This window comes from Candidatus Pseudoscillospira sp. SGI.172, from assembly GCF_050313575.1.
Taxonomy (GTDB): domain Bacteria; phylum Bacillota; class Clostridia; order Oscillospirales; family Oscillospiraceae; genus Vermiculatibacterium.
The window spans coordinates 62,371-83,411 of record NZ_JBNPLQ010000006.1 but is presented as its reverse complement, the minus strand read 5'-3'; the positions used below and the strand labels follow the sequence as shown (position 1 = coordinate 83,411).

At 61.6% G+C, this 21,041-nt stretch carries 22 protein-coding genes; 15 read left to right on the top strand and 7 right to left on the bottom strand.

Annotated elements, in window-relative coordinates; translation table 11 throughout:
- Window positions 1-3: 3 nt before the first annotated feature.
- The 13 genes from ruvC (at window position 4) to fba (ending at window position 11,489) form a co-directional block, all read left to right on the top strand.
- Window positions 4-537 carry a crossover junction endodeoxyribonuclease RuvC gene (gene ruvC / locus ACQRD3_RS04235; RefSeq protein ID WP_080908800.1) on the top strand — a complete coding sequence of 178 codons (534 nt, stop codon included), beginning with the start codon at window positions 4-6 and terminating at the stop codon, window positions 535-537.
- A gap of 10 nt (window positions 538-547) precedes the next feature.
- A complete protein-coding gene (gene ruvA, locus ACQRD3_RS04230) occupies window positions 548-1,153 on the top strand; it encodes a Holliday junction branch migration protein RuvA (RefSeq protein WP_427780054.1) in 606 nt (201 codons plus the stop codon).
- Window positions 1,153-1,509, top strand: coding sequence for a DUF6054 family protein (locus tag ACQRD3_RS04225; RefSeq protein WP_080908408.1), 357 nt, complete (start codon window positions 1,153-1,155; stop codon window positions 1,507-1,509). The genes ruvA and ACQRD3_RS04225 overlap by 1 nt, the downstream gene beginning before the upstream one ends.
- Window positions 1,506-2,552: a Holliday junction branch migration DNA helicase RuvB gene (gene ruvB, locus ACQRD3_RS04220; RefSeq protein WP_080908407.1), complete on the top strand. Its 1,047-nt coding sequence runs from the start codon at window positions 1,506-1,508 to the stop codon at window positions 2,550-2,552. Before ACQRD3_RS04225 ends, ruvB begins: the two co-directional genes overlap by 4 nt.
- 36 nt (window positions 2,553-2,588) lie before the next feature.
- Window positions 2,589-3,941: a phosphoglucosamine mutase gene (gene glmM, locus ACQRD3_RS04215; protein WP_427780051.1), complete on the top strand. Its 1,353-nt coding sequence runs from the start codon at window positions 2,589-2,591 to the stop codon at window positions 3,939-3,941.
- An 86-nt stretch (window positions 3,942-4,027) separates the two neighbouring features.
- On the top strand, window positions 4,028-4,660 hold the full coding sequence (locus ACQRD3_RS04210; protein ID WP_080908405.1) for a sigma-70 family RNA polymerase sigma factor: 633 nt from the start codon (window positions 4,028-4,030) through the stop codon (window positions 4,658-4,660).
- 77 nt (window positions 4,661-4,737) lie between these two features.
- A complete protein-coding gene (locus ACQRD3_RS04205) occupies window positions 4,738-5,016 on the top strand; it encodes a zinc-ribbon domain containing protein (protein ID WP_080908404.1) in 279 nt (92 codons plus the stop codon).
- A 111-nt stretch (window positions 5,017-5,127) separates the two neighbouring features.
- Entirely contained in the window at window positions 5,128-5,919 is a 792-nt protein-coding gene (locus ACQRD3_RS04200; RefSeq protein WP_427780048.1) for a type III pantothenate kinase, read from the top strand.
- Between the two features lie 91 nt (window positions 5,920-6,010).
- On the top strand, window positions 6,011-6,610 hold the full coding sequence (locus tag ACQRD3_RS04195; RefSeq protein ID WP_080908402.1) for an ECF transporter S component: 600 nt from the start codon (window positions 6,011-6,013) through the stop codon (window positions 6,608-6,610).
- A gap of 271 nt (window positions 6,611-6,881) precedes the next feature.
- Window positions 6,882-8,024 carry a pyridoxal phosphate-dependent aminotransferase gene (locus ACQRD3_RS04190; protein WP_427780046.1) on the top strand — a complete coding sequence of 381 codons (1,143 nt, stop codon included), beginning with the start codon at window positions 6,882-6,884 and terminating at the stop codon, window positions 8,022-8,024.
- A 49-nt stretch (window positions 8,025-8,073) separates the two neighbouring features.
- Complete coding sequence (gene purB / locus ACQRD3_RS04185; RefSeq protein ID WP_080908401.1) at window positions 8,074-9,510, top strand: adenylosuccinate lyase; 1,437 nt, start codon at window positions 8,074-8,076, stop codon at window positions 9,508-9,510.
- A gap of 17 nt (window positions 9,511-9,527) precedes the next feature.
- Complete coding sequence (locus ACQRD3_RS04180; protein WP_427780043.1) at window positions 9,528-10,511, top strand: ATP-dependent 6-phosphofructokinase; 984 nt, start codon at window positions 9,528-9,530, stop codon at window positions 10,509-10,511.
- Between the two features lie 42 nt (window positions 10,512-10,553).
- Window positions 10,554-11,489, top strand: coding sequence for a class II fructose-1,6-bisphosphate aldolase (gene fba, locus ACQRD3_RS04175; protein WP_080908399.1), 936 nt, complete (start codon window positions 10,554-10,556; stop codon window positions 11,487-11,489).
- A gap of 46 nt (window positions 11,490-11,535) precedes the next feature.
- Here the strand turns inward: fba and ACQRD3_RS04170 are convergent, their stop codons facing one another.
- The 4 genes from ACQRD3_RS04170 to ACQRD3_RS04155 all read right to left on the bottom strand — a co-directional run bounded on the left by ACQRD3_RS04170 (window position 11,536) and on the right by ACQRD3_RS04155 (window position 15,291).
- Window positions 11,536-11,988: a phosphate-starvation-inducible PsiE family protein gene (locus ACQRD3_RS04170; RefSeq protein ID WP_080908398.1), complete on the bottom strand. Its 453-nt coding sequence runs from the start codon at window positions 11,986-11,988 to the stop codon at window positions 11,536-11,538.
- Window positions 11,989-12,003: 15 nt separating this feature from the next.
- Window positions 12,004-13,032 carry an aminotransferase class I/II-fold pyridoxal phosphate-dependent enzyme gene (locus ACQRD3_RS04165; RefSeq protein ID WP_080908397.1) on the bottom strand — a complete coding sequence of 343 codons (1,029 nt, stop codon included), beginning with the start codon at window positions 13,030-13,032 and terminating at the stop codon, window positions 12,004-12,006.
- Between the two features lie 135 nt (window positions 13,033-13,167).
- Window positions 13,168-14,859, bottom strand: coding sequence for a glutamine--tRNA ligase/YqeY domain fusion protein (locus ACQRD3_RS04160; RefSeq protein ID WP_427780040.1), 1,692 nt, complete (start codon window positions 14,857-14,859; stop codon window positions 13,168-13,170).
- 78 nt (window positions 14,860-14,937) lie between these two features.
- Window positions 14,938-15,291: an arsenate reductase family protein gene (locus ACQRD3_RS04155; protein ID WP_080908395.1), complete on the bottom strand. Its 354-nt coding sequence runs from the start codon at window positions 15,289-15,291 to the stop codon at window positions 14,938-14,940.
- 404 nt (window positions 15,292-15,695) lie between these two features.
- Here ACQRD3_RS04155 and tyrS point away from each other — a divergent pair, with 404 nt between their 5' ends.
- Complete coding sequence (tyrS, locus tag ACQRD3_RS04150; protein ID WP_080908394.1) at window positions 15,696-16,922, top strand: tyrosine--tRNA ligase; 1,227 nt, start codon at window positions 15,696-15,698, stop codon at window positions 16,920-16,922.
- Between the two features lie 33 nt (window positions 16,923-16,955).
- A complete protein-coding gene (locus ACQRD3_RS04145) occupies window positions 16,956-18,152 on the top strand; it encodes an AI-2E family transporter (protein ID WP_427780037.1) in 1,197 nt (398 codons plus the stop codon).
- Window positions 18,153-18,202: 50 nt separating this feature from the next.
- Here ACQRD3_RS04145 and dapB read toward each other — a convergent pair whose 3' ends face one another.
- The 3 genes from dapB to asd are packed head-to-tail and all read right to left on the bottom strand — an operon-like array spanning window position 18,203 to window position 20,982.
- Entirely contained in the window at window positions 18,203-18,964 is a 762-nt protein-coding gene (gene dapB, locus ACQRD3_RS04140; protein WP_427780035.1) for a 4-hydroxy-tetrahydrodipicolinate reductase, read from the bottom strand.
- A gap of 26 nt (window positions 18,965-18,990) precedes the next feature.
- Window positions 18,991-19,881 carry a 4-hydroxy-tetrahydrodipicolinate synthase gene (gene dapA / locus ACQRD3_RS04135; protein ID WP_080908798.1) on the bottom strand — a complete coding sequence of 297 codons (891 nt, stop codon included), beginning with the start codon at window positions 19,879-19,881 and terminating at the stop codon, window positions 18,991-18,993.
- Window positions 19,882-19,896: 15 nt separating this feature from the next.
- Window positions 19,897-20,982, bottom strand: coding sequence for an aspartate-semialdehyde dehydrogenase (asd, locus tag ACQRD3_RS04130; RefSeq protein WP_080908391.1), 1,086 nt, complete (start codon window positions 20,980-20,982; stop codon window positions 19,897-19,899).
- Window positions 20,983-21,041: the final 59 nt, after the last annotated feature.

Sequence of the window (21,041 nt, the reverse complement as noted above, 5' to 3'; positions counted from 1 at the left end):
CACGTGATTATTCTGGGGATCGACCCCGGTTTTGCCATCGTGGGCTTCGGCGTGCTCCGCTCTGAACCGGGACAGCAGAGGCTGCTGTCCTGCGGTGCCATCACCACCCCGGCGGGCCAGCCGCTGCCCGCGCGGCTCCTCCAGATCGAGAACGATATGGCCCAGCTACTGGAGACCTTCCGGCCGGACGCCATGGCGGTGGAGGAACTCTTTTTTAATAACAACATCACCACCGGAATCGGCGTGGCTCAGGCCCGGGGCGTGATCCTTGCCGCCGCCGAGCGGGCGGGGGTGCCCATCTTTGAGTACAGCCCCTCCGAGGTAAAGCTGGCGGTGGTGGGGTACGGGAAGGCGGAGAAGCGGCAGGTCATGGACATGACAAAACGCCTGCTGCGCCTGAAGGCCGTCCCCAAGCCGGACGACGCCGCCGACGCGGTGGCCATCGCCCTGTGTCACGCCCGCTCCAACACCTCCCGGCTCCAGAGCCCCGACGCGGCGCGGCCGGGCTGCGGGCGATACGCGGTGCGAAAGGAATAGGAGAGAGAATATGTATTATTACGTCAGCGGCACGGTGGTCCACACGGCCCCCTATCTGGCCGTCATCGACTGCGGCGGGGTGGGCTACGCCTGCCGGACGACTTCCGTCACTCTGGCCGCTCTCGAGCGGGGGAAGGCGGCGAAGCTTTACACCTATCTGAACGTCCGGGAGGACGCCATGGAGCTCTACGGCTTTGCCACGGAGTCCGAGCTTGGCTGCTTTAAAATGCTCATCGGGGTGTCCGGCGTGGGGCCCAAGGCGGCGCTGTCCATCCTGTCGTCGTCCACAGCGGATCAGCTGGCACTGGCCATCATCACGGGGGATGAAAAGACCCTCACCGTGGCCCCCGGCATCGGCAAGAAGATCGCCCAGCGGATCATTCTGGAGCTCAAGGACAAGCTGGCCAAGGGCCAGCTGAGCGGCATGGCGGGGGAGGCTTACGGCGGCGCCGGCGTGACCGTCATCCCGGAGAACAAGTCCAGCGAGGCCGCGGCGGCCCTGGCGGTGCTGGGGTACAGCCAGAGCGAGACCGCCGCGGCCCTCAAGGGGATCGATCTGGACAGCCTCACCCTGGAACAGGTCATCAAGCAGGCCCTGAAAAAGATGGTGAAATAATGGCAAAGTACGAAAGCCGCCTGCACGGCGATTTTGATGCGGTTTTGGACCGATTGGAGCAGGGGATCCTGGCGGGGAGCATGTCGGCCTCCTATGAGGACGGCAGCGACTATGAATCCGGGAATTTTCGCTGTGCCGTCCGGGTCTATGAGCGATACAGCTTCCTGGGCGGCAACCGGGTAAGCCTTTCCATGACGCTGATGGGGGAGGGGGAGGAGCTGTTCCTTTCAGGCATTACCTCGGGGGGCAGTCAGGCAATCTTTCTTAAGATGAACACCTTTGGAGAAGAGACTTTTCTGGACACCTTGGTGGAACTTGTCCAGGCGTATCAGACAGAAACGAGGTGGGACGGGTGAGCATCGATTTTTCCGACAGCGGCTTCGAGACGGAAGAACCCCTGGTGGCCACCACGCTGACCCGGGACGACGAAAACGAGGGCTCTCTGCGGCCCCAGGCACTCACGGAATACATCGGCCAGGAAAAGGCCAAGGGGAATCTGGACGTCTTTATCCAGGCCGCGAAAATGCGCAATGAGCCGCTGGACCACGTGCTGCTCCACGGCCCCCCGGGGCTGGGCAAGACCACGCTGGCCGGCATCATTGCCAACGAGATGGGGGTCAACATCCGCATCACCTCCGGCCCCGCCATCGAAAAGCCTGGGGATCTGGCGGCCCTGCTGACCAACCTGGCCGAGAACGACATCCTCTTCGTGGATGAGATCCACCGGCTCAACCGTCAGGTGGAGGAGATCCTCTATCCCGCCATGGAGGACTACGCCATCGACATCATCATCGGCAAGGGCCCGTCGGCCAATTCCATCCGGCTGGATCTGCCCAAATTCACCCTCATCGGAGCCACAACCCGGGCCGGGCAGCTCTCAGCACCCCTCCGGGACCGGTTCGGCGTTACCCTCCGGCTGGAGCTCTACACCCCGGAGGAGCTGCAAAAGATCGTTACCCGCTCCGCCGCCATTTTGAATGTGCCCATCGAAGGGGACGGCGCCATGGAGATCGCCCGGCGGAGCCGGGGAACGCCCCGGATCGCCAACCGGATGCTCCGTCGGGTCCGGGACTTTGCCCAGGTCCGGGCCGGTGGAGTCATCACCCGGGGCGTGGCCGACGAGGCCCTGTCCGCCCTGGAGGTGGATCACCTGGGCCTGGATGCGGTGGATCGCCGGATGCTGGGCAGCATCATTGAAAATTACCGGGGCGGCCCGGTGGGGCTGGAGACGCTGGCCGCCACCATCAACGAAGAGGCCGTCACCCTGGAGGATGTGTATGAGCCGTACCTCATGCAGCTGGGCTTCCTCACCCGTACCCCCCGGGGCCGGTGCGTGACGCCCAAGGCCTACGAACACCTTGGCATCGCTTTTCTGGGCGGCGAGCAGCTGACCCTCTGAAACCAGAATATGACCTGACGGAAAGGAACCTCAAATATGGGTAAACTGTTTGGAACCGACGGCATCCGCGGTGTCGTCAACGAGAACCTGAACGCCGAGCTGGCCTTCGAGGTAGGCTGCGCCGCAGCCCAGGTCCTGGCGCAGGATACGGGAAAGACCAAGCCCCTGTTCACCATTGGCAAGGATACCCGCATCTCCTCTGACCTTCTGGAGGGCGCGCTCATCGCAGGACTTTGCTCCGCGGGGGCAGACGTGCTCCACCTGGGCGTCATCCCCACCCCTGCCGTGGCCTTCCTCACCGTGGCCAACAAGGCGGACGCGGGCATCGTGATTTCCGCTTCCCACAACCCCTTTGAGCACAACGGCATCAAGATTTTCAACGGTCAGGGCTTCAAGCTCTCCGATGCGCTGGAGAACGCCATTGAGGACATCGTTCTCTTCAATCAGAAATCCCCCTTGTGCACCGGCGCGGACATCGGGCAAGTGACCTACGCCGACCAGCAGGAGGCGGAGGCCTACATCGATCACCTGGTGAGCACCGTGGACACCGACCTGGCCGGGATGCGCATTCTGGTGGACTGTGCCAACGGCGCGGCCTCGGCCACCGCCGGGCGGCTCTTCGACCGGTTCCCCAAGCTCCACACCGACATCATCAACGCCGATCCAAACGGCATCAACATCAACCGGGACTGCGGCTCCACCCACATCGACCACCTGGCCGCCATGGTGAAGGCGGGGGGATACGATCTGGGCATCGCCTTCGACGGCGACGCCGACCGCTGTCTGGCGGTGGACGACACCGGCAGCGACATCGACGGCGACCAGGTGCTGGCCATCTGCGGCAGCAGCCTGCTGGAGCGGGGCGAACTGGCGGGGGAGACCCTGGTGGCCACCGTGATGAGCAATCTGGGCCTGCGGCTCTTCGCCCGGGACAGGGGATTGAAGCTGCTGTGCACCGACGTGGGGGACCGCAACGTGCTGGAGCAGATGGAGGCGGGCGGTTTTGTCCTGGGGGGTGAGCAGTCCGGACACACCATCTTCCGCCGCTACGCCACCACCGGAGACGGGGAGCTTACCGCTCTGCAGCTTCTGGCCGTGGTTCACAAGTCCGGCAAAAAGTCCTCCGAGCTGGCGGGGATGTGCGTGCGCTATCCCCAGGTGCTGGTGAACGTGCCGGTGTCAAACAAGGAGAAAAAGACCGAGATCATGGCCTCCGAGTCTCTGCGGGGGGCGGTGGCCCAGGTGGAGACGGAGCTGGGGGAGGACGGGCGTGTACTGGTGCGCCCCTCCGGTACCGAGCCTCTCGTCCGGGTGATGGTGGAGGCCACCGAGGAGACAAACGCCATTGCCTTTGCAGAAAAATTGGCAAATATCATAAAAAACCTTTGATTTCTTTTCCCTTCTGGAAATAAACTGCATAAAATTATCTTGACAAGTTTGTGTTTTTCTGCGTATAATAACAAAGGAGATTTGGAATGGAGCTGAATCCTTCCTTTCAGAAACTCTCGGATGAAGCGCTGTGTGCTCTGGCCGCGGCGGGAGAACGTGTGGCGGAGGAGCAACTGGTCACGCGATACACCCGTTTGGTGCGCGCTTGCGCCCGGCCTTATTTCATGGCCGGCGGCGACAGCGAGGATCTGATCCAGGAGGGAATGATCGGACTGCTCTCCGCCATCCGCGGGTTTGAATCCGGCAAGGAAGCCGGTTTCCGAACCTATGCGGAGGTCTGTATCCGCAATCGGCTTCGTTCCGCCATCAAAGCTGCGGCACGAGACAAGCATACGCCCCTAAATCGTTCTGTCTCCCTTGGACCCCCTCTGTTTGACGGGAATTCTGAATCCTATGCCTACGGCACTGACCACCCCTGTGTGGAGAGCCCGGAGGATGTGGTCATTGGCAGGGAAGAGCGGGAAAACCGGATGAACGCCCTGATGGGCAAGCTTTCCGGGTTCGAACGGCAGGTCATGGATCTGTACTTCGACGGTCTCTCCTATGCTCAGATCGCCGCCCAGGTGGGCAAGCCTCTCAAGTCGGTGGACAATGCCGTCCAACGCGTCCGGCGCAAGGTTGCGCCATTCTTTTCTTCCGGCGACTTCAGCATGAGCTGAACGCAATATTACAATGTCCCAGCACGAATCGGAATATATCCGGACCTGGGCAAACGAGTCAAAGAGAGGGTAAAATCATGTACGAAGACAAGACACTTGTATGCAAGGAATGTGGCCAGGAGTTCGTGTTCACCGCCGGTGAGCAGGAGTTCTACGCTGAGCGGGGCTTCCAGAACGAGCCTCAGCGCTGCAAGGCTTGCCGTGACGCCCGCAAGCAGGCCGCCCGCGGCCCCCGCGAGTACTTCACTGCTACCTGCGCTGCCTGCGGCGGCGAGGCCAAGGTTCCTTTCGAGCCCAAGTCCGATCGTCCTGTTTACTGCAGCGAGTGCTTCGCTCGTATGCGCGAGCAGCAGTAATCTCTGATTGCTGGATCAAAAAGGGGAGACGCAGATGCGTCTCCCCTTTTTTATGCTTGATTTTTGACCCGTTGTGTTATACTATACAAGAGTATAAATTTGTGGAGTGGGGTGAGAAATGTGGTTCTGACGGCGGATATCGGCAACTCCATTACGCTGCTGGCCCTGTTCGATGAACAGGGGACGCTGGTGATGCGCTCCAACTTCTCCACAGACCGGCACGCCACTATGGATCAGTATGCCATTCAGCTCTTTTCCATCTTTCAGCTCTATCAGGTGGACGTCCGGCAGATCACTGGCGGCATCATCGCCAGTGTGGTCCCGCCGGTGACGGCGGCCATGGCGGGGGCCATGGAACGGCTCATGGGAAAAGCGCCGATGGTGGTGGGCACCGGCATCCGCACCGGGCTCAATATCCGTTCGGACATGCACGCTCAACTGGGGGCCGACATCGTGGCCAGCAGCGTGGGGGCCATCGCCAAGTATCCGTCTCCCGTCATCGTGCTGGACATGGGGACCGCCATCACGTTCTCCGTACTTCGGGGCAATGTCTATGAAGGCTGTGTCATCGCGCCGGGGGTGCGGGTGGCAATGGAGGCTCTGTCCAAGCAGGCCGCCGAACTGCCCCACATCTCGCTGGCCGAGCCGTCTTCCATTCTGGGCCACAACACCGTGGACGCCATGCGGGCCGGAGCTCTTTACGGCAACGCCAGCCTGGTGGACGGCATGATCGCCCGGCTGGAGGAGGCCACGCAGCCCGCCGCCGCCGTGGTGGCCACCGGCAGCTACGCGGACGACGTGGTGCCCTATTGCCGCCGTGAAATTCTCCGTGATCCCGACCTGCTTCTGGACGGACTTTATCTGCTCTATCAGAAAAATACCGAATCCAGACGCCGGGGCTGATCTTTTCTGTGCTCAACGGTGAACACGCCGTGGGTAAATATGATGCGCTGCATCCCCGGATCGGGGAGCGGCAGCAGGAGGTAATATTCCCATGAATCAGAAAACCAAGACTCTGACCGGACTTGCCCTTTTCACAGCCATCATCGTCGTACTCCAGCTATTGGGCTCCTTCATCAAATTCGGGCCGTTTTCCATTTCGCTGGTGCTCATCCCCATCGTGGTGGGCGCAGCCGTGTACGGACCCAAGGCGGGCGCCTATCTGGGCGGTGTGTTCGGGGTGGTGGTTCTCATTGCCTGCATCGCCGGCTGGGATATGGGCGGCAGCCTGATGTGGAACGCCAACCCGCTGCTCACCGCGCTGGTCTGTGTGGGCAAGGGTGCGCTGGCAGGTCTGGCTGCCGGCGGAGTGTACACACTGGCGGGTAAAAAGAACCGCATGGCGGGGACTGTCCTGGCTGCTATCGTTTGTCCTGCAGTGAATACCGGCATTTTTCTGCTGGCTCTGTTTTTCCCCTTTCACGACTTTTTGGTGGCTTGGTCCACCGCTGCCGGCGCGGATATCGCCACCTACGTTCTCACCGTCCTGGTGGGAGTCAACTTTGTGGCGGAGCTGCTGCTGAACGTGGTGGTCAGCCCCGTCATCGTTCGGATCATCGGCGCCCGACTGGGCGCCGCCAAGACCGCAGCCTGATCACTCAAAACCGGCCCGTTGGAAAACGGGCCGGTTTTTTGCCGCAACTGTTCCGCAAAAGGAAATGGCACTGCCAGTTTGGCGGCATTTGGCTGAAAAATAGACCCTTTTTCGGCGTGGGATGCGTGATAACGGAGAAAGCCGGGGTGAGGACTTGCAATTTTTGGTGTCGCCGCCTATAATATTCTCAGTTTAAACCCCAGCAGAGTTGGAGGAATGAATGGTGAAAGAACTCTCCCGGATCGCCAGAGGCGTACGCGCCTCTACAACAATGGCGATCGACAGCCTGTTCAAGCAAATGAAAGCCGAAGGCCAGGATGTGATCGGCTTTGCGGCCGGTGAACCCGACTTTCCAACGCCCGACCATATCAAAGAGGCGGCTTTTCAGGCCATCCGGGAGAATTTCACCCGGTATACTCCCGCATCCGGTACTTTGGAGTTGAAGCAGGCGGCCTGCGACCGGGTCAAGGCCGACTTCGGCGTGTCCTACACCCCCAGTCAGGCGGTGGTGGCCAGCGGGGCCAAACATGTGGTCTATCTGGCTCTCCGGGCCCTGGTCGATCCGGGAGATGAGATCATTCTCCCCACTCCGGCTTGGGTCAGCTACCACGAGCTCATTCGCATGGTGGGTGGGATCCCCGTGGTGATTCACGCTTCCGAGTCTGAGCAGTTCAAGCTCTCCCCGGAGAAGCTGGAGCAGGCTATCACCCCCCGCACCAAGGCCGTCATCTTCAATAATCCCTCCAACCCCACCGGGATGCTCTACGATGCCCGGCAGCTTCGGGCGCTGGCCGAGGTGTGCGTCCGGTACGACCTCTATATCTTGTCCGACGAGATCTACTCAAGCCTGGTTTACGACGGCAGGGACTTTACCTGCATGGCCGCCCTGGGGGAGGAGGTCAAGCGCCGCACGATCCTCATCAACGGCGTGTCCAAGTCCTACGCCATGACAGGCTGGCGTATCGGCTACGGCCTTGCCGAGCCGGAGATCGCCAGGGTCATGTCCAATTACGTCAGCCACTCCACAGGCTCTCCCTGCGCCGTCTCCCAAAAGGCCGCGCTCACCGCCCTCACCGCCTCTCAGGAGCAGATCCGCTCCATGCGGGAGGCATTCCAGGCCCGGCGGGACTACATGGTCGCTAGGATCAACGCCATCCCCGACGTGGGCTGCATCCGCCCCGAGGGTGCGTTCTATGTGATGATGAACGTGGAAAAGCAGATCGGCCGGACCATCGGCGGGTTTGAGATCGGGAGTGCGGAGGACTTTGCCACCGCGTTCCTCAAGCAGGGGCTGGTGGCAGTGGTGCCAGGGGAGGGCTTCGGAGCCCCCGGCTTTGTCCGCTGGTCCTACGCCGCCTCCATGGAAAACATCAAAGAGGGTCTGGACCGGCTGGAGCGCTTTTTGGCGCAGTGAGTGACGCCCATACAGCAAACACAAATTTTAGAAGTGAGGGCTGCAACGGATGAACAGAAACATTTACGAGACCCCGCTGGCTTCCCGGTACGCCAGCGCCGAGATGCTTTATCTCTTTTCCCCCGACAAGAAATTCACCACCTGGCACCGGCTCTGGGTGGCTTTGGCCCGGGGGGAGATGGAACTGGGGCTGCCCGTGACGCAGGAGCAGGTGGACGAGCTGGAGGCCCACGCCGACGAGGTGGATTACGCCGCCGCCGCCCGGTGGGAGAAGGAGCTGCGCCATGATGTGATGGCCCATATCCACGCCTACGGCGAGCAGTGTCCCAAGGCCATGCCCATCATCCATCTGGGGGCCACCAGCTGCTATGTGGGGGACAACACCGATATCATCCTGATGCGGGAGGGGTTGGTTCTCCTCCGGGACAAGCTGGTGAAGGTCCTGTCCTATCTGGCCGACTTCGCCGGGCGGTACAAGGCCCTGCCCACCCTGGGCTTCACCCACTTCCAGGCCGCACAATTGGTGACGGTGGGGAAGCGGGCCACCCTTTGGATGAACGATCTGCTCTTGGATCTGGACGAGGTGAACTACCGCATCGAGCACATGGCGCTGCTGGGCTCCAAGGGCACCACCGGAACCCAGGCCAGCTTCCTGGAGCTCTTTGACGGCGACCACGAGAAGGTTCGGGCCCTGGACCGCAGGATCGCGGCCGAGATGGGGTTCGAACGGGTGGTCCCCGTATCGGGACAGACCTACTCCCGGAAGATCGACGCCGCCATTCTCGCCACCCTCTCGGGGATCGCCCAGTCGGCCAGCAAATTTGCCAATGACCTGCGTCTGCTGTGTCACCTCAAGGAGGTGGAGGAGCCCTTCGAGGCCCATCAGATCGGCTCCTCGGCCATGCCCTACAAACGCAATCCCATGCGCTGCGAGCGCATCTGCGGTCTGGCCCGCTATGTGATGGCGGACGCCATGAATCCCGCCGTCACCGCCGCCACCCAGTGGTTTGAGCGGACGCTGGATGACTCGGCCAACAAGCGGGTGTCGGTGCCCGAGGCCTTCCTGGCGGTGGATGCCATTCTGAACATCTACGCCAACGTGGCCTCCGGCCTGGTGGTCCACGAGAAGGTCATCGCCAGACATGTCTCCGAGGAACTGCCCTTCATGGCTACTGAGAACATCATGATGGACGCGGTGAAAAAGGGAGGAGACCGTCAGGCCCTGCACGAGAGGATCCGTCAGCTTTCTCTGGAGGCGGGGCATACTATGAAAGACAAAGGACTGCCCAACAACCTCATCGACCTGATTGCCGCCGAGCCTATGTTTGGTCTGACCCGGGAAGAGATCGAGGCACATCTGGATGCCGCCCGGTATATCGGCCGCTGCCCTCAGCAGGTGGACGAGTTTCTCGATCAGGATATTCGGCCGGTGCTGGAGCGCTACCGGGAGGCTCTGGGCAGGAAAGATACAGAACTGACTGTTTAAAATTGGGAGGAGAATTTATGAGTACTGCAGTGCGTCGGATCGGAGTCCTCACCAGCGGAGGGGACGCCCCCGGCATGAACGCCGCCATCCGGGCGGTGGCCCGGACCTGTTTTCATATGGGGATCGAGTGCGTGGGAATCCGCCGGGGCTTTAACGGCCTCATCAACGGCGACGACGAGGTCCTCAACTACGCCAAGGTCAGCGGCCTGACCCGCCAGGGCGGGACTATGCTCTACTCCGCCCGCAGCACGGAGTTCCGTACGGAGGCCGGTATCCAGAAGGCGGTGAACACCTGCAAGCTGCTGGGCCTGGACGGCATCGTGGGCATCGGCGGCGACGGCACCTTCCGCGGTCTCCACGACCTGTCGGAGCACGGGATCAACGTGATCGGCGTGCCCGGAACCATCGACAACGACATCGCCTGCTCCAGCTATACCATCGGCTACGACACCGCTTGCAACACCGCCGTGGAGTGCATCGACAAGCTCCAGGACACCATGCAGTCCCACGAGCGTTGCTCTGTGGTGGAGGTCATGGGGCACAGGGCCGGGCATTTGGCCCTGTACGTGGGCCTGGCCTGCGGCGCCACCTCTGTGCTCATCCCGGAAAAGCCGGTGAATTTTGAGGAGGACGTGGTGGAGCCCATCCGCCGGGCCCGACTCAGCGGCCGCACTCACTTTATGGTCATCGTGGCCGAGGGTGTGGGCAGCTCCTACGATGTGGCCGCCAAGATCAAGGAGGCCACCGCTCTGGACACCCGGGTCACCGTCCTGGGCCACATCCAGCGGGGCGGCGTCCCCTCCGCCCGGGACCGGGTCACTGCTACCCACATGGGTTACACCGCCGTGATGCTGTTGGCCGCGGGAAAGACCGACCGGGTGGTCTGCATGCAGAACGACCTGTATGTGGACTATGACATCACCGAGGCCCTCAGCATGAAAAAGGGCATCGATGAGGATAAATATACCGTGATGCGCACGATGATCGGACAGCCTGATTAACAATCGGAAGTTTGCATAATTGAAAAGAAGGAGTTGTGAGTTATGCCACTGGTTACTTCGACTGAAATGTTCCGAAAAGCCTATGAGGGAGGTTACGCCATCGGCGCCTTCAACGTCAACAACATGGAGATCGTGCAGGGGATCACCGAGGCGGCTGCCGAAGTGAAGGCCCCCATCATCCTCCAGGCCTCCGCCGGGGCCCGGAAGTATGCCAAGCCCGTTTATCTGCGCAAGCTTGTGGAGGCCGCCGTGGAGGACACCGGCCTGCCCATTGTGCTGCACCTGGATCACGGTGCGGACTTCCAGTCCTGCAAGGACTGCATCGACGGCGGCTTTACCTCTGTCATGATCGACGCAAGCTCTAAGCCCATCGCGGAGAATATCGCCATCACCAAGCAGGTGGTGGAGTATGCCCATGACCACGGCGTGGTGGTGGAGGCCGAACTGGGCGCGCTGGCCGGGATCGAGGACGACGTACAGGTCTCCGCCGAGGAGTCTCACTACACCCGGCCTGAGGAAGTGGAGGAGTTCGTCTCCAAGAGCGGCTGCGACTCCCTGGCCATCGCCATTGGCACCAGCCACGGTGCTTACAAATTCAAGCCCGGCACCGATCCCCACCTGCGCTTCGACATCCTGGAGGAGGTCCAGAAGCGGTTGCCCGGGTTCCCCATCGTGCTCCACGGCTCTTCCTCCGTGCCTGCGCGCTTTGTGAAGATCATCAACGACCACGGCGGGAAGATGCCCGGTGCCATCGGCGTACCGGAGGATCAGCTTCGTCAGGCGGCCCGTATGGCAGTGTGCAAGATCAACATCGACTCCGACCTGCGTCTAGCCATGACCGCCGGGATCCGGGAGCACTTTGACGCCCATCCCGACCACTTCGATCCCCGCCAGTACCTGGCCGACGGCCGGGACTATATCAAGGAGCTGGTCAAGGACAAGATCGTCAACGTCCTGGGCAGCAACGACAAGGCATAAAAGAAAAGGCCCCGGAACTTTTGTTCCGGGGCCTCATTTTGTCCATTCAGCGAACGGTTTGCCCCTCCTGCTCTTCCCGACGGCTGAAGGGGAGATGGACCGTGTGGTCCTTATCGTCCAGGCCGGGGATGAAGAGATACTTGCGGATGAGAAACAGAATGGCAAGGGCAAGGACCATAACCAGAGTTTCGGTGGGGTTGGTGTGCTCTACCACCATCTGCCGGGCCGTGGCAAAGAGGACCACTTCCACCACCGAGCTCATGTTGTGCCGGCAGAGCATTTTAAGGAATTCCACGCCGATGACAACACTGAAGGCGTTGCCCAGGAACTCGTGGAATGCTGCGGCGCTGCCGTCGGCGTCCCATAGAGCACCCACCTCCCGGACCACGGCCAGGAGTGCCACGCAGGTGGCTGCCACCAGGATGATGCCCACAAGGATCTCCAAAAACTGGGCGATCCGGTAGAGCAGATTGGGGATCTGATTCTGAAGGTCCCTCATATTCTGTCTCCCCGCTTAGAGAAGCGGCTTCAGCCCGGAGAGGATTCCCTCCACGCTTTCTGCGGGGGTGGCGAAAGAGGTGACGAAGCGGACGTTGGTGTGGGTGTCGTCAGCTTTGGACCAGACTTCGTAAGTACAGAGCTTGCCCAGCTCCGGGAGGAGCCGGTCGGGGAACACGGGGAAGATCTGATTGGTGGGGGAGTCCACCATCATGGGGATCCCCAGCTCTTTCAGTCCGCTCTGCAGCCGCTGGGCGACCTCCACGGCGTGGCCGGCGATGGTGAAGTAGAGCCCATCCTTCAACAGCGTGTAGAACTGTACACCCAGCAGCCAACCCTTGGCCAGCACCGCGCCCTGCTGCTTCTTCATGCGGAAGAAGTCGTCCTGAAGCGCCGGGTTCACAATGACCAGCGCCTCGCCCATCATGGCGCCGTTCTTGGTGCCGCCGATGTAGAAGGCGTCGGTGAGGGCGGCCAGGTCGGGGAGGGTCAGGTCGCTGGCGGGGGAAGAGAGGGCGCAGCCCAGCCGCGCACCGTCCAGGAAGAGGAGCAGGTCGTTGTCCCGGCAGCACTGGGACAGGGCAGCCAGCTCGGCTCTGGTGTAGACCGCTCCGGTCTCGGTGGCGTCGGAGATGTAGACCAGGCGGGGCTTGGTCACATGCTCGTTTTTGCCCTCCTCCACCAGAGGCAGGATGTGGGCGGGAGTGAGCTTGCCGTCCCCGGCCGCCTGGGCCTGCAGCAGCTTGTGGCCGGTGGCCTCCACGGCGCCGGCCTCATGGCCGTTGACGTGGGCGGTGTGGGCGCAGATCACGCTCTCCCAGGGGCGCAGGAAGGCGGCGATGGCGGTGAAGTTGGTCTGGGTGCCGCCTACCAGGAACTGCACATCGGCATGAGGGGCCTTGCACAGGTCCCGGATGAGGTCGGCGCACTGCTTGCAGTAGTCGTCGCAGCCGTAGCCAATGACGCTCTCGGCGTTCATTTTAGTCAGGGCCTCCAGCACGGCCGGATGGCAGGCCTCGGAGTAGTCGTTGCGGAAATTGTACATGATGAGAAGATCCCCCTCGTCTCTATTGATATCTTGTCTAAAGAATTTGCTCCGCACATGGTTGCGCATCTGCCCGGTTCGGCAGTCTCGCCCCAGCGGGATAAGCCTCTGCAAAAGTCCTCTCTGCCTGCTCTTTCAGGAGAGAGCGGGCTTGAAGCTGTCCTTCAGGCTGACGGCCCGGTTGAACACCAGGTGTCCGGGGGCGGAATCCCTGCTGTCGGCGCAGAAATAGCCCTGGCGCATGAACTGGAACCGGTCCTCCACCCGTGGATCGCTCAGTCCGGCCTCCACCTTGCAGCCGGTGAGCACCTCCAAAGAGCCGGGGTTGAGGCAGTCCATGAAGTCCTTGTCTCCGGCATCGGGGGCCTCGTCGGCAAAAAGGTTGTCATAGAGCCGTACCTCGGCGTCCAGCGCCGTGGCGGCGTCCACCCAGTGGAGGGTGGCGCCCTTGACCTTTCGGCCGTCGACGGGGTCGCCGCCCCGGCTGTCCGGGTCGTAGGTGGCCAGAATCTCGGTGACGTTGCCGCCGGCGTCCTTGACGCAGCCGGTGCAGGTGATGAGATAGGCCCCCTTCAGGCGGCACTCGGGTCCGCCGGGATAGAGCCGCTTGTACTTGGGCACCGGCGTCTCCAAAAAGTCCTCGGCCTCCACCCAGACGGTGCGGGAGAAGGTGAGCGGACGGGTGCCGGCGTCGGGGTTGCCGGGGATGTTCTCCACCTCGAAGGTCTCGCTCTGCCCCTCGGGGTAGTTGGTGACGGTGAGCTTGACCGGGCGAAGGACCGCCATCACCCGGCGGGCGGTGCGGTTCAGATCCTCCCGGAGGCAGTGCTCCAGAAAGCCGAACTCCACCACGGAGGCGGCCTTGGTCACACCGTTGCGCTCGGAGAAGTCCCGGATGGCGGCGGGGGTGTAGCCCCGGCGGCGCAGGCCGCAGAGGGTGGGCATCCGGGGATCGTCCCAGCCGGAGACCTTGCCCTCCTCCACCAGCTGGCGGAGCTTGCGCTTGCTCATGACGGTGTAGTTGATGCCCAGGCGGGCAAACTCGATCTGCCGGGGTTTGGAGGGCACCGGGCAGTTGGCGATGACCCAGTCGTAAAGGGGGCGGTGATCCTCAAATTCCAGAGAGCACAGGGAGTGGGTGATCCCCTCCAGGGCGTCCTCCAGGGGGTGGGCGAAGTCGTACATGGGGTAGATGCACCACTTGTCGCCCTGGCGGTGGTGGTGCATATGGTTGATGCGGTAAATCACGGGGTCTCGCATATTGAAGTTGCCGCTGGCCAGGTCGATCTTGGCCCGCAGGGTGTATTTGCCGTTGGGGAACTCGCCCGCCTTCATCCGGGCGAAGAGGTCCAGAGACTCCTCCACCGGCCGGTCCCGCCAGGGGGAGGTGGCGGGGGTGCCCACGTCGCCCCGATGGGCCTTGAACTCCTCCGGGGTCAGCTCACAGACGTAGGCCAGGCCCTTTTTGATGAGCTCCACGGCGTACTCGTACATCTTGTCAAAGTAGTCGGAGGCAAAATAGAAGCGGTCGCCCCAGTCGTAGCCCAGCCAGTGGATGTCCTCCTGAATGGCGTCCACATACTCCACGTCCTCTTTGGTGGGGTTAGTGTCGTCCATGCGCAGGTTGCAGAGCCCGCCATATTTCTCAGCGGTCCCGAAGTCGATAAAAATGGCCTTGGCGTGGCCAATATGAAGATATCCGTTGGGCTCCGGCGGGAACCGGGTGTGGACCTTCATGCCCGCGTACTGTCCGCCCTGGGTGATGTCCTCATCAATGAAATCGTGAATAAAGTTTTGGCCCATGACTGGCTTGTTCTCTTCCGGCATGGCACACACGCTCCTTTTTTACATCATAAAGGTTATTTTACCCTGCACCGTCAAAAAATGCAATCTCTTTATGGGTTTTTATGACGGGAACCGTTCGGCCCAGTCCGCCTCCCGGAATCCGAACAGAACGAAGCCGTCCCCCACCAGAATGGGGCGGCGCACCAGCATCCCGTCGGAGGCCAGCAGCTCATACTGCTCGTCATCGGTCATGGCGTCCAGCTTGTCCTTGAGCCCCAGGGCCTTGTACTGCAGACCGCTTGTGTTGAAGAGCTTTCGAAGAGGGAGGCCCGAGAGGGCATGCCAAGCGCGCAGCTCCGGGACAGTGGGGCGGTCGGTCTTGATCTCCCGCGTTTCAAAGGCCGCGCCCTTCCCCTCCAGAAAGGCCCTGGCCTTCTGACAGGTGGAGCATTTGGCGTAACAGATAAACAGCATCAAAATTCCTCCTTTTTTGTCTCTTTTATCCTAAGGAAATCAGGGACGCTTGTCAAGCTGCCGAGTTGACAAACCGGAAAAGGCATATTATAATGTTTCATACAGCGATGATGAGGAAAAGTAAGCCGTGATCCCGTCGGGCAGAGAGACCCCATTTTGGTGCGAGGGGGAGGGCGGGCACGGACGAATACCCCTCTGAGCCGCCCTCCGAACCGCCTGTGCGCAGTAGGGGAGGCCGGGTACGCCCGTTAACGCGCAGCCGTGTGCAGCACGGCCTGAGGCCGCTTCCCGTGAGGGGGCGGCGAACCAGAGGTGGTACCGCGTATTGACGCCCTCTGTCCCCAGGGACAGGGGGCTTTTTGTATGCCCCCTGCGAACAACCAGAAAGAAAAGGAGAACGCAACATGACTGTCTACGACGAACTGAAGGCCCGGGGGCTCATCGCCCAGGTCACCGACGAGGAAGAGATCAAGGAGCTCATCAACTCCGGCAAGGCCACCTTTTATATCGGCTTTGACCCCACCGCCGACTCTCTCCACGTGGGCCACTTTATGGCTCTGTGCCTGATGAAGCGGCTCCAGATGGCGGGCAACCGGCCCATCGCCCTCATCGGAGGCGGTACCGGCTATATCGGCGATCCCTCCGGCCGCACCGACATGCGCAACATGATGACCCCCGAGACCATCCAGCACAACTGCGACTGCTTTAAAAAGCAGATGGAGCGTTTCATCGAGTTCGGCGAGGGCAAGGCCATGATGCTCAACAACGCCGACTGGCTTTTGAAGCTCAACTACGTGGATCTGCTACGGGAGGTGGGCGCCTGCTTCTCAGTGAACAACATGCTCAGGGCCGAGTGCTACAAGCAGCGCATGGAGAAGGGGCTCTCCTTCCTGGAATTCAACTATATGATCATGCAGTCCTACGACTTCTACCACATGTTCCAGAGCGTGGGCTGCAACATGCAGTTCGGCGGCGACGACCAGTGGTCCAACATGCTGGGCGGCACCGAGCTTATCCGCCGCAAGCTGGGTAAGGACGCCTATGCCATGACCATCACTCTCCTGCTGAATTCCGAGGGAAAGAAGATGGGCAAGACCGCCTCCGGCGCGGTGTGGCTGGACCCCAACAAGACCTCTCCCTACGACTTCTACCAGTACTGGCGCAACGTGGGCGACGGCGACGTTTTGAAGTGCCTCAGAATGCTCACCTTCCTGCCGCTGGAGCAGATCGACGAGATGGACAAGTGGGAGGGGGCGCAGCTCAACACCGCCAAGGAGATCCTGGCCTTTGAGCTGACCAAGCTGGTCCACGGGGAAGAGGAGGCACAGAAGGCGCAGGACGCCGCCCGGGCCCTCTTCGCCAGCGGCGGGGACAAAGCCAACATGCCCACCACAGCCCTGACTGCCTGGGATTTCTCCGACGGGGCCATCGGCGTGCTGGATCTGATGGTGAAGTGCGGTTTGGCCCCCTCCAAAAAGGAGGCCCGCCGTCTTGTGGAGCAGGGAGGTGTGGAGGCCGACGGCGAGAAGGTCTCCGACCCCGCCGCCCGGTTTGACTCCGCCGCCTTCGGCGGGGACGGCCTGATGCTGAAAAAAGGAAAGAAAGTTTTTCACCGGGTCGTGACAGAATAAGGCGCGCATGATACAATGGAACGGAAAAGGCGGGTGAGCAAGTTGCGCAAACAAAAATGGTACCAGCTGGACGGCAGGAGCCTGTCCAATCTGGTGGTGGTCTGCGTGGGAATCCTGCTCTACCTGGGCCTGACCCATCTGCCGCAGGTCCGGGGGGCGATCCGTTCCTTTTTGACGGTGATCTCTCCCTTTATTTTCGGGTTTGTGATCGCGTACCTCCTCAGTACCCCCACCAATTTTTTTGAGCGGAAGGTCTATCGCCGGTTCAAATGCAGGCGGGGCCTGTCCATCCTCACGGTGTTCCTGCTGGCTGTGGCTGTGATCGCATTCCTGCTGCAGCTGGTCCTGCCCCAGGTGTTTGACAGCATTTTCAACCTGATGAACAACATGTCCTATTACCTGGAAAATCTGGATCAGCTGGTGGGCGAAATCGTCCGGCGTTTCGATCTGGAGGGAAAGGGACTGTCGGATCTGATCTCCTCCTACAACGAGATCATCCAAAAGGCCACCGAGTTTCTGCAGTCCGCCGTACCCAATCTCCTTAACTTCGGCATGGCTGTGGGCAACGGCGTCATTACCGGCGTCACCGCCGTCATCGCCTCCATCTATATGCTCTCGGGAAAGAACCGGCTGATCAGGCAACTGAAAAAGCTCATTTACGCGCTCTTTCCCGCCAACGGTGTCAGCCACATCCTCCGGGTGTGCAGCAAGGCAAACCAGGTGTTCGTGGGCTTCATCAACGGCAAGCTCATCGACTCGGCCATCATCGGTGTGCTCTGCTTTCTGCTCTCCACCGCCATCCGTACCCCGTATGCCATCCTGCTCAGCGTCATCATCGGCGTGACCAATATCATTCCTTTTTTTGGGCCAATCATCGGCGCGGTGCCCTGCCTCATGATCCTGATCATGGTGGATCCCTGGGCGGCGCTGCGGTTCGGGATTTTGGTGGTGGCTCTTCAGCAGTTCGACGGCAACGTGCTGGGCCCCAAGATCCTGGGGGACAGCACCGGCCTCTCCGCCATCTGGGTCCTGGTATCCATCGTAGTGGGCGGTGGACTGTTCGGCTTCCCCGGGATGCTTCTGGGCGTGCCCACCTTCGCGGTGCTCTACTCCCTGATGAGGGAGTGGGCGGATGCCCGTCTGGCGAAGAAGGGGATCAACGCCAGCGGCGAGCCGGTGTCGCCTCCCAGGACGGACGGCCAGGAGCCGGACACCGTGCCGGAGGACTGACCGGATGCAAAAAGAGCTGTGAACAGTATCGTTCACAGCTCTTTTTTGATTCAGATGATCTGCCCCACCAGATCCTTCATGGAGTACAGACCCGGCCCGGGGACAGCGGCCAGAAAGCGGGCCGCCCGCAGGGCACCGGAGGCAAAGACCTCCCGGCTCATGGCCGAGTGCCGAAGTTCGATGGCCTCATCCCGGCCGGCGAAGAGGACTTCGTGATCGCCTACGATGTTCCCGCCCCGGATGGAGGAGATGCCGATCTCCCGTTTGTCCCGGGGTTTGCGGACGCTCTCCCGCTCGTAGACGTAGTCCGGGACATAAGGGAGCCCCTCGGCGGCAGCCTGAGCCAGCATAAGGGCGGTGCCGCTGGGGGCGTCCAACTTGCGGTTGTGGTGGCGCTCCACGATCTCCACGTCGAAGCCCTCCAGCGCGGCGGCGGCCTTGGTCACCAGGGCCATGAGCACGTTGATGCCCAGGGACATGTTGCCCGAGCGAAAAATGGGGACCCGTTCCGCAGCCGATTCCACGGCTGCCGCCTGTTCGGCTGAGTAGCCTGTGGTGGCCAGCACCAGGGGGACGCGGCGGCGCACGCCGAACTCCAGCAGAGCGGGCAGGGCGGCTGGGGAGGAGAAATCGATGAGAACGTCGGCCTCTCCGAAAAAAGCGGCGGGGGAGGAGAGGACCGGGAAATCCCCATTCTCTGCGCCCAGCAGGTCGAACCCGGCGGTAATCTTCACGTCCCCGGCCTCCCGGCAAATCTGTGCCACCACCCGGCCCATGTGGCCGTTGCAGCCGGAAATAAGCACCTTGAGCATTGGTACGTCCTTTCTCCGCGGGGCGGTTACTGTAAAAGACCCATGCGGACCATGGAGGCGCGCAGCACCTCCAGATGCTGAGGGGTCATCTCGCACAGGGGCAGGCGCAGACCGCCCGCCCGCTTGCCCGCAAGTTCCAGCGCAGTCTTGATGGGAATGGGGTTGACCTCCACAAAGAGGGCGTCGATGAAGTCCATGTACTCCACCTGGAGCCGGGCGGCGGCGTGGAAATCCCCCTCCAGACACAGGTGGCTCATCCGCACCATCACCTCGGGGACGATGTTGGCGGCCACCGAGACGACTCCCTTGGCCCCCAGGCTCATCATGGGCACCACCTGGTCGTCGTTGCCTGACCAGATGTAGAAGTCGTCTCCACAGAGGAACCGGGTGTGGGCCAGAAGGGAGAAGTTGCCGCTGGCCTCCTTGACGCCGTTGATCTTTGGATTCTGTGCGAGAACCTGATAGGTCTCGGCAGTGAAGGAAACCCCGGTGCGGGAGGGGACGTTATAGAGAATAATGGGCAGTTCCACCCGGTCGGCAATGTACTCATAGTGTTTGATGAGACCCGATTGAGTGGCCTTATTGTAGTAGGGGGTCACCAGCAGCAGCGCGTCCGCCCCGGAGTCCTGGGCGTGCTGGGAGAGGTAGACGGCGGCGGAGGTGTCGTTGCTGCCCGCGCCTGCCACCACCTTCACACGGCGGTTTACCTTTTTGACACAGTACTCCACCACGGCAATATGCTCCCGGATGGACATGGTGGCGCTCTCGCCGGTGGTGCCGCAGACGCAGATGGCGTCCACGCCCCCGGCGATCTGCTCCTCAATGAGCGCGCCGAAGGAGTCGTAGTTCACCGCCCCGTTTTCATCAAAGGGGGTGATGATGGCGGTGCAGGCGCCGCTGAAAACAGGTTCGCGCATGGTCTTCATCCTTTCTTACCGGTGGCCGATGTACCCTTGGGCGCAGAGCAGCTCTGCAAGCAGCACCGCGCCGCCGGCAGCTCCCCGCAGGGTGTTGTGAGACAGGCAGACGAACTTGTAGTCGTACTGGGTGTCGGGGCGGAGGCGGCCGATGGAGATGGCCATACCGCCCTCCAGCATCCGGTCCAGCCTGCATTGGGGCCGGTCGGACTCCTCAAAATAATGGAAGAACTGCTTGGGCGCGGTGGGGAGGCCCAACTCCTGTGGAATGCCCTTGAACTCCGCCCAGATCTGCTTCATTTCCTCCATGGAGGGCCTGTTTTCAAAGGTGACAAAGACGGCGGCAGTGTGGCCGTTGGACACGGGCACCCGCAGACACTGGGCGGTAATGGCGGGCTTGGCGGCGCTGACGATGACGCCGTTTTCCACCTTGCCCCAGACCTTCAGCGGCTCCTGCTCGCTCTTTTCCTCCTCGCCGCCGATGTAGGGGATGAGGTTATCCACCATCTCGGGCCATGTCCCGAAGGTCTTGCCCGCGCCGGAGATTGCCTGATAGGTGCAGGCCAGCACCTTCTCCAGCCCGAATTTCCGAAGGGGGGTGAGGGCGGGGGCGTAGCTCTGGATGGAGCAGTTGGACTTTACCGCGATAAAGCCCCGCTGAGTGCCCAGACGCTTGCGCTGGGCGGGGATGACCTCCAGATGCTCCGGATTGAGCTCGGGCACCACCATGGGCACGTCGGGGGTCCAGCGGTGGGCGGAGTTGTTGGAGACCACCGGGCACTCGTGCCTGGCATAGGCTTCCTCCAGCGCCTGGATCTCCTCCTTCTTCATATCCACGGCGGAGAAGACGAAGTCCACCTGGGCGGCGATCTGCTCCAGATCGGCCTCGGCGTCCAGAACAGTCATGTTCCGCACCTGCTCCGGCATGGGAATGTCCAGCTTCCAGCGGCCCTCCACGGCCTCGCCGTAGGGCCTCCCGGCGGACCGGGCGCTGGCCGCCAGAACGGTGAGTTCAAACCACGGGTGGCCGCAGGTGAGGGTAATGAACCGCTGTCCCACCATGCCCGTGCAGCCAATGATCCCGACCTTGAATTTCTCCATCTCCATCTACCTCCATATTTTTATTCTATGACACGGATACCCTTTGAATCTCCCGAAAT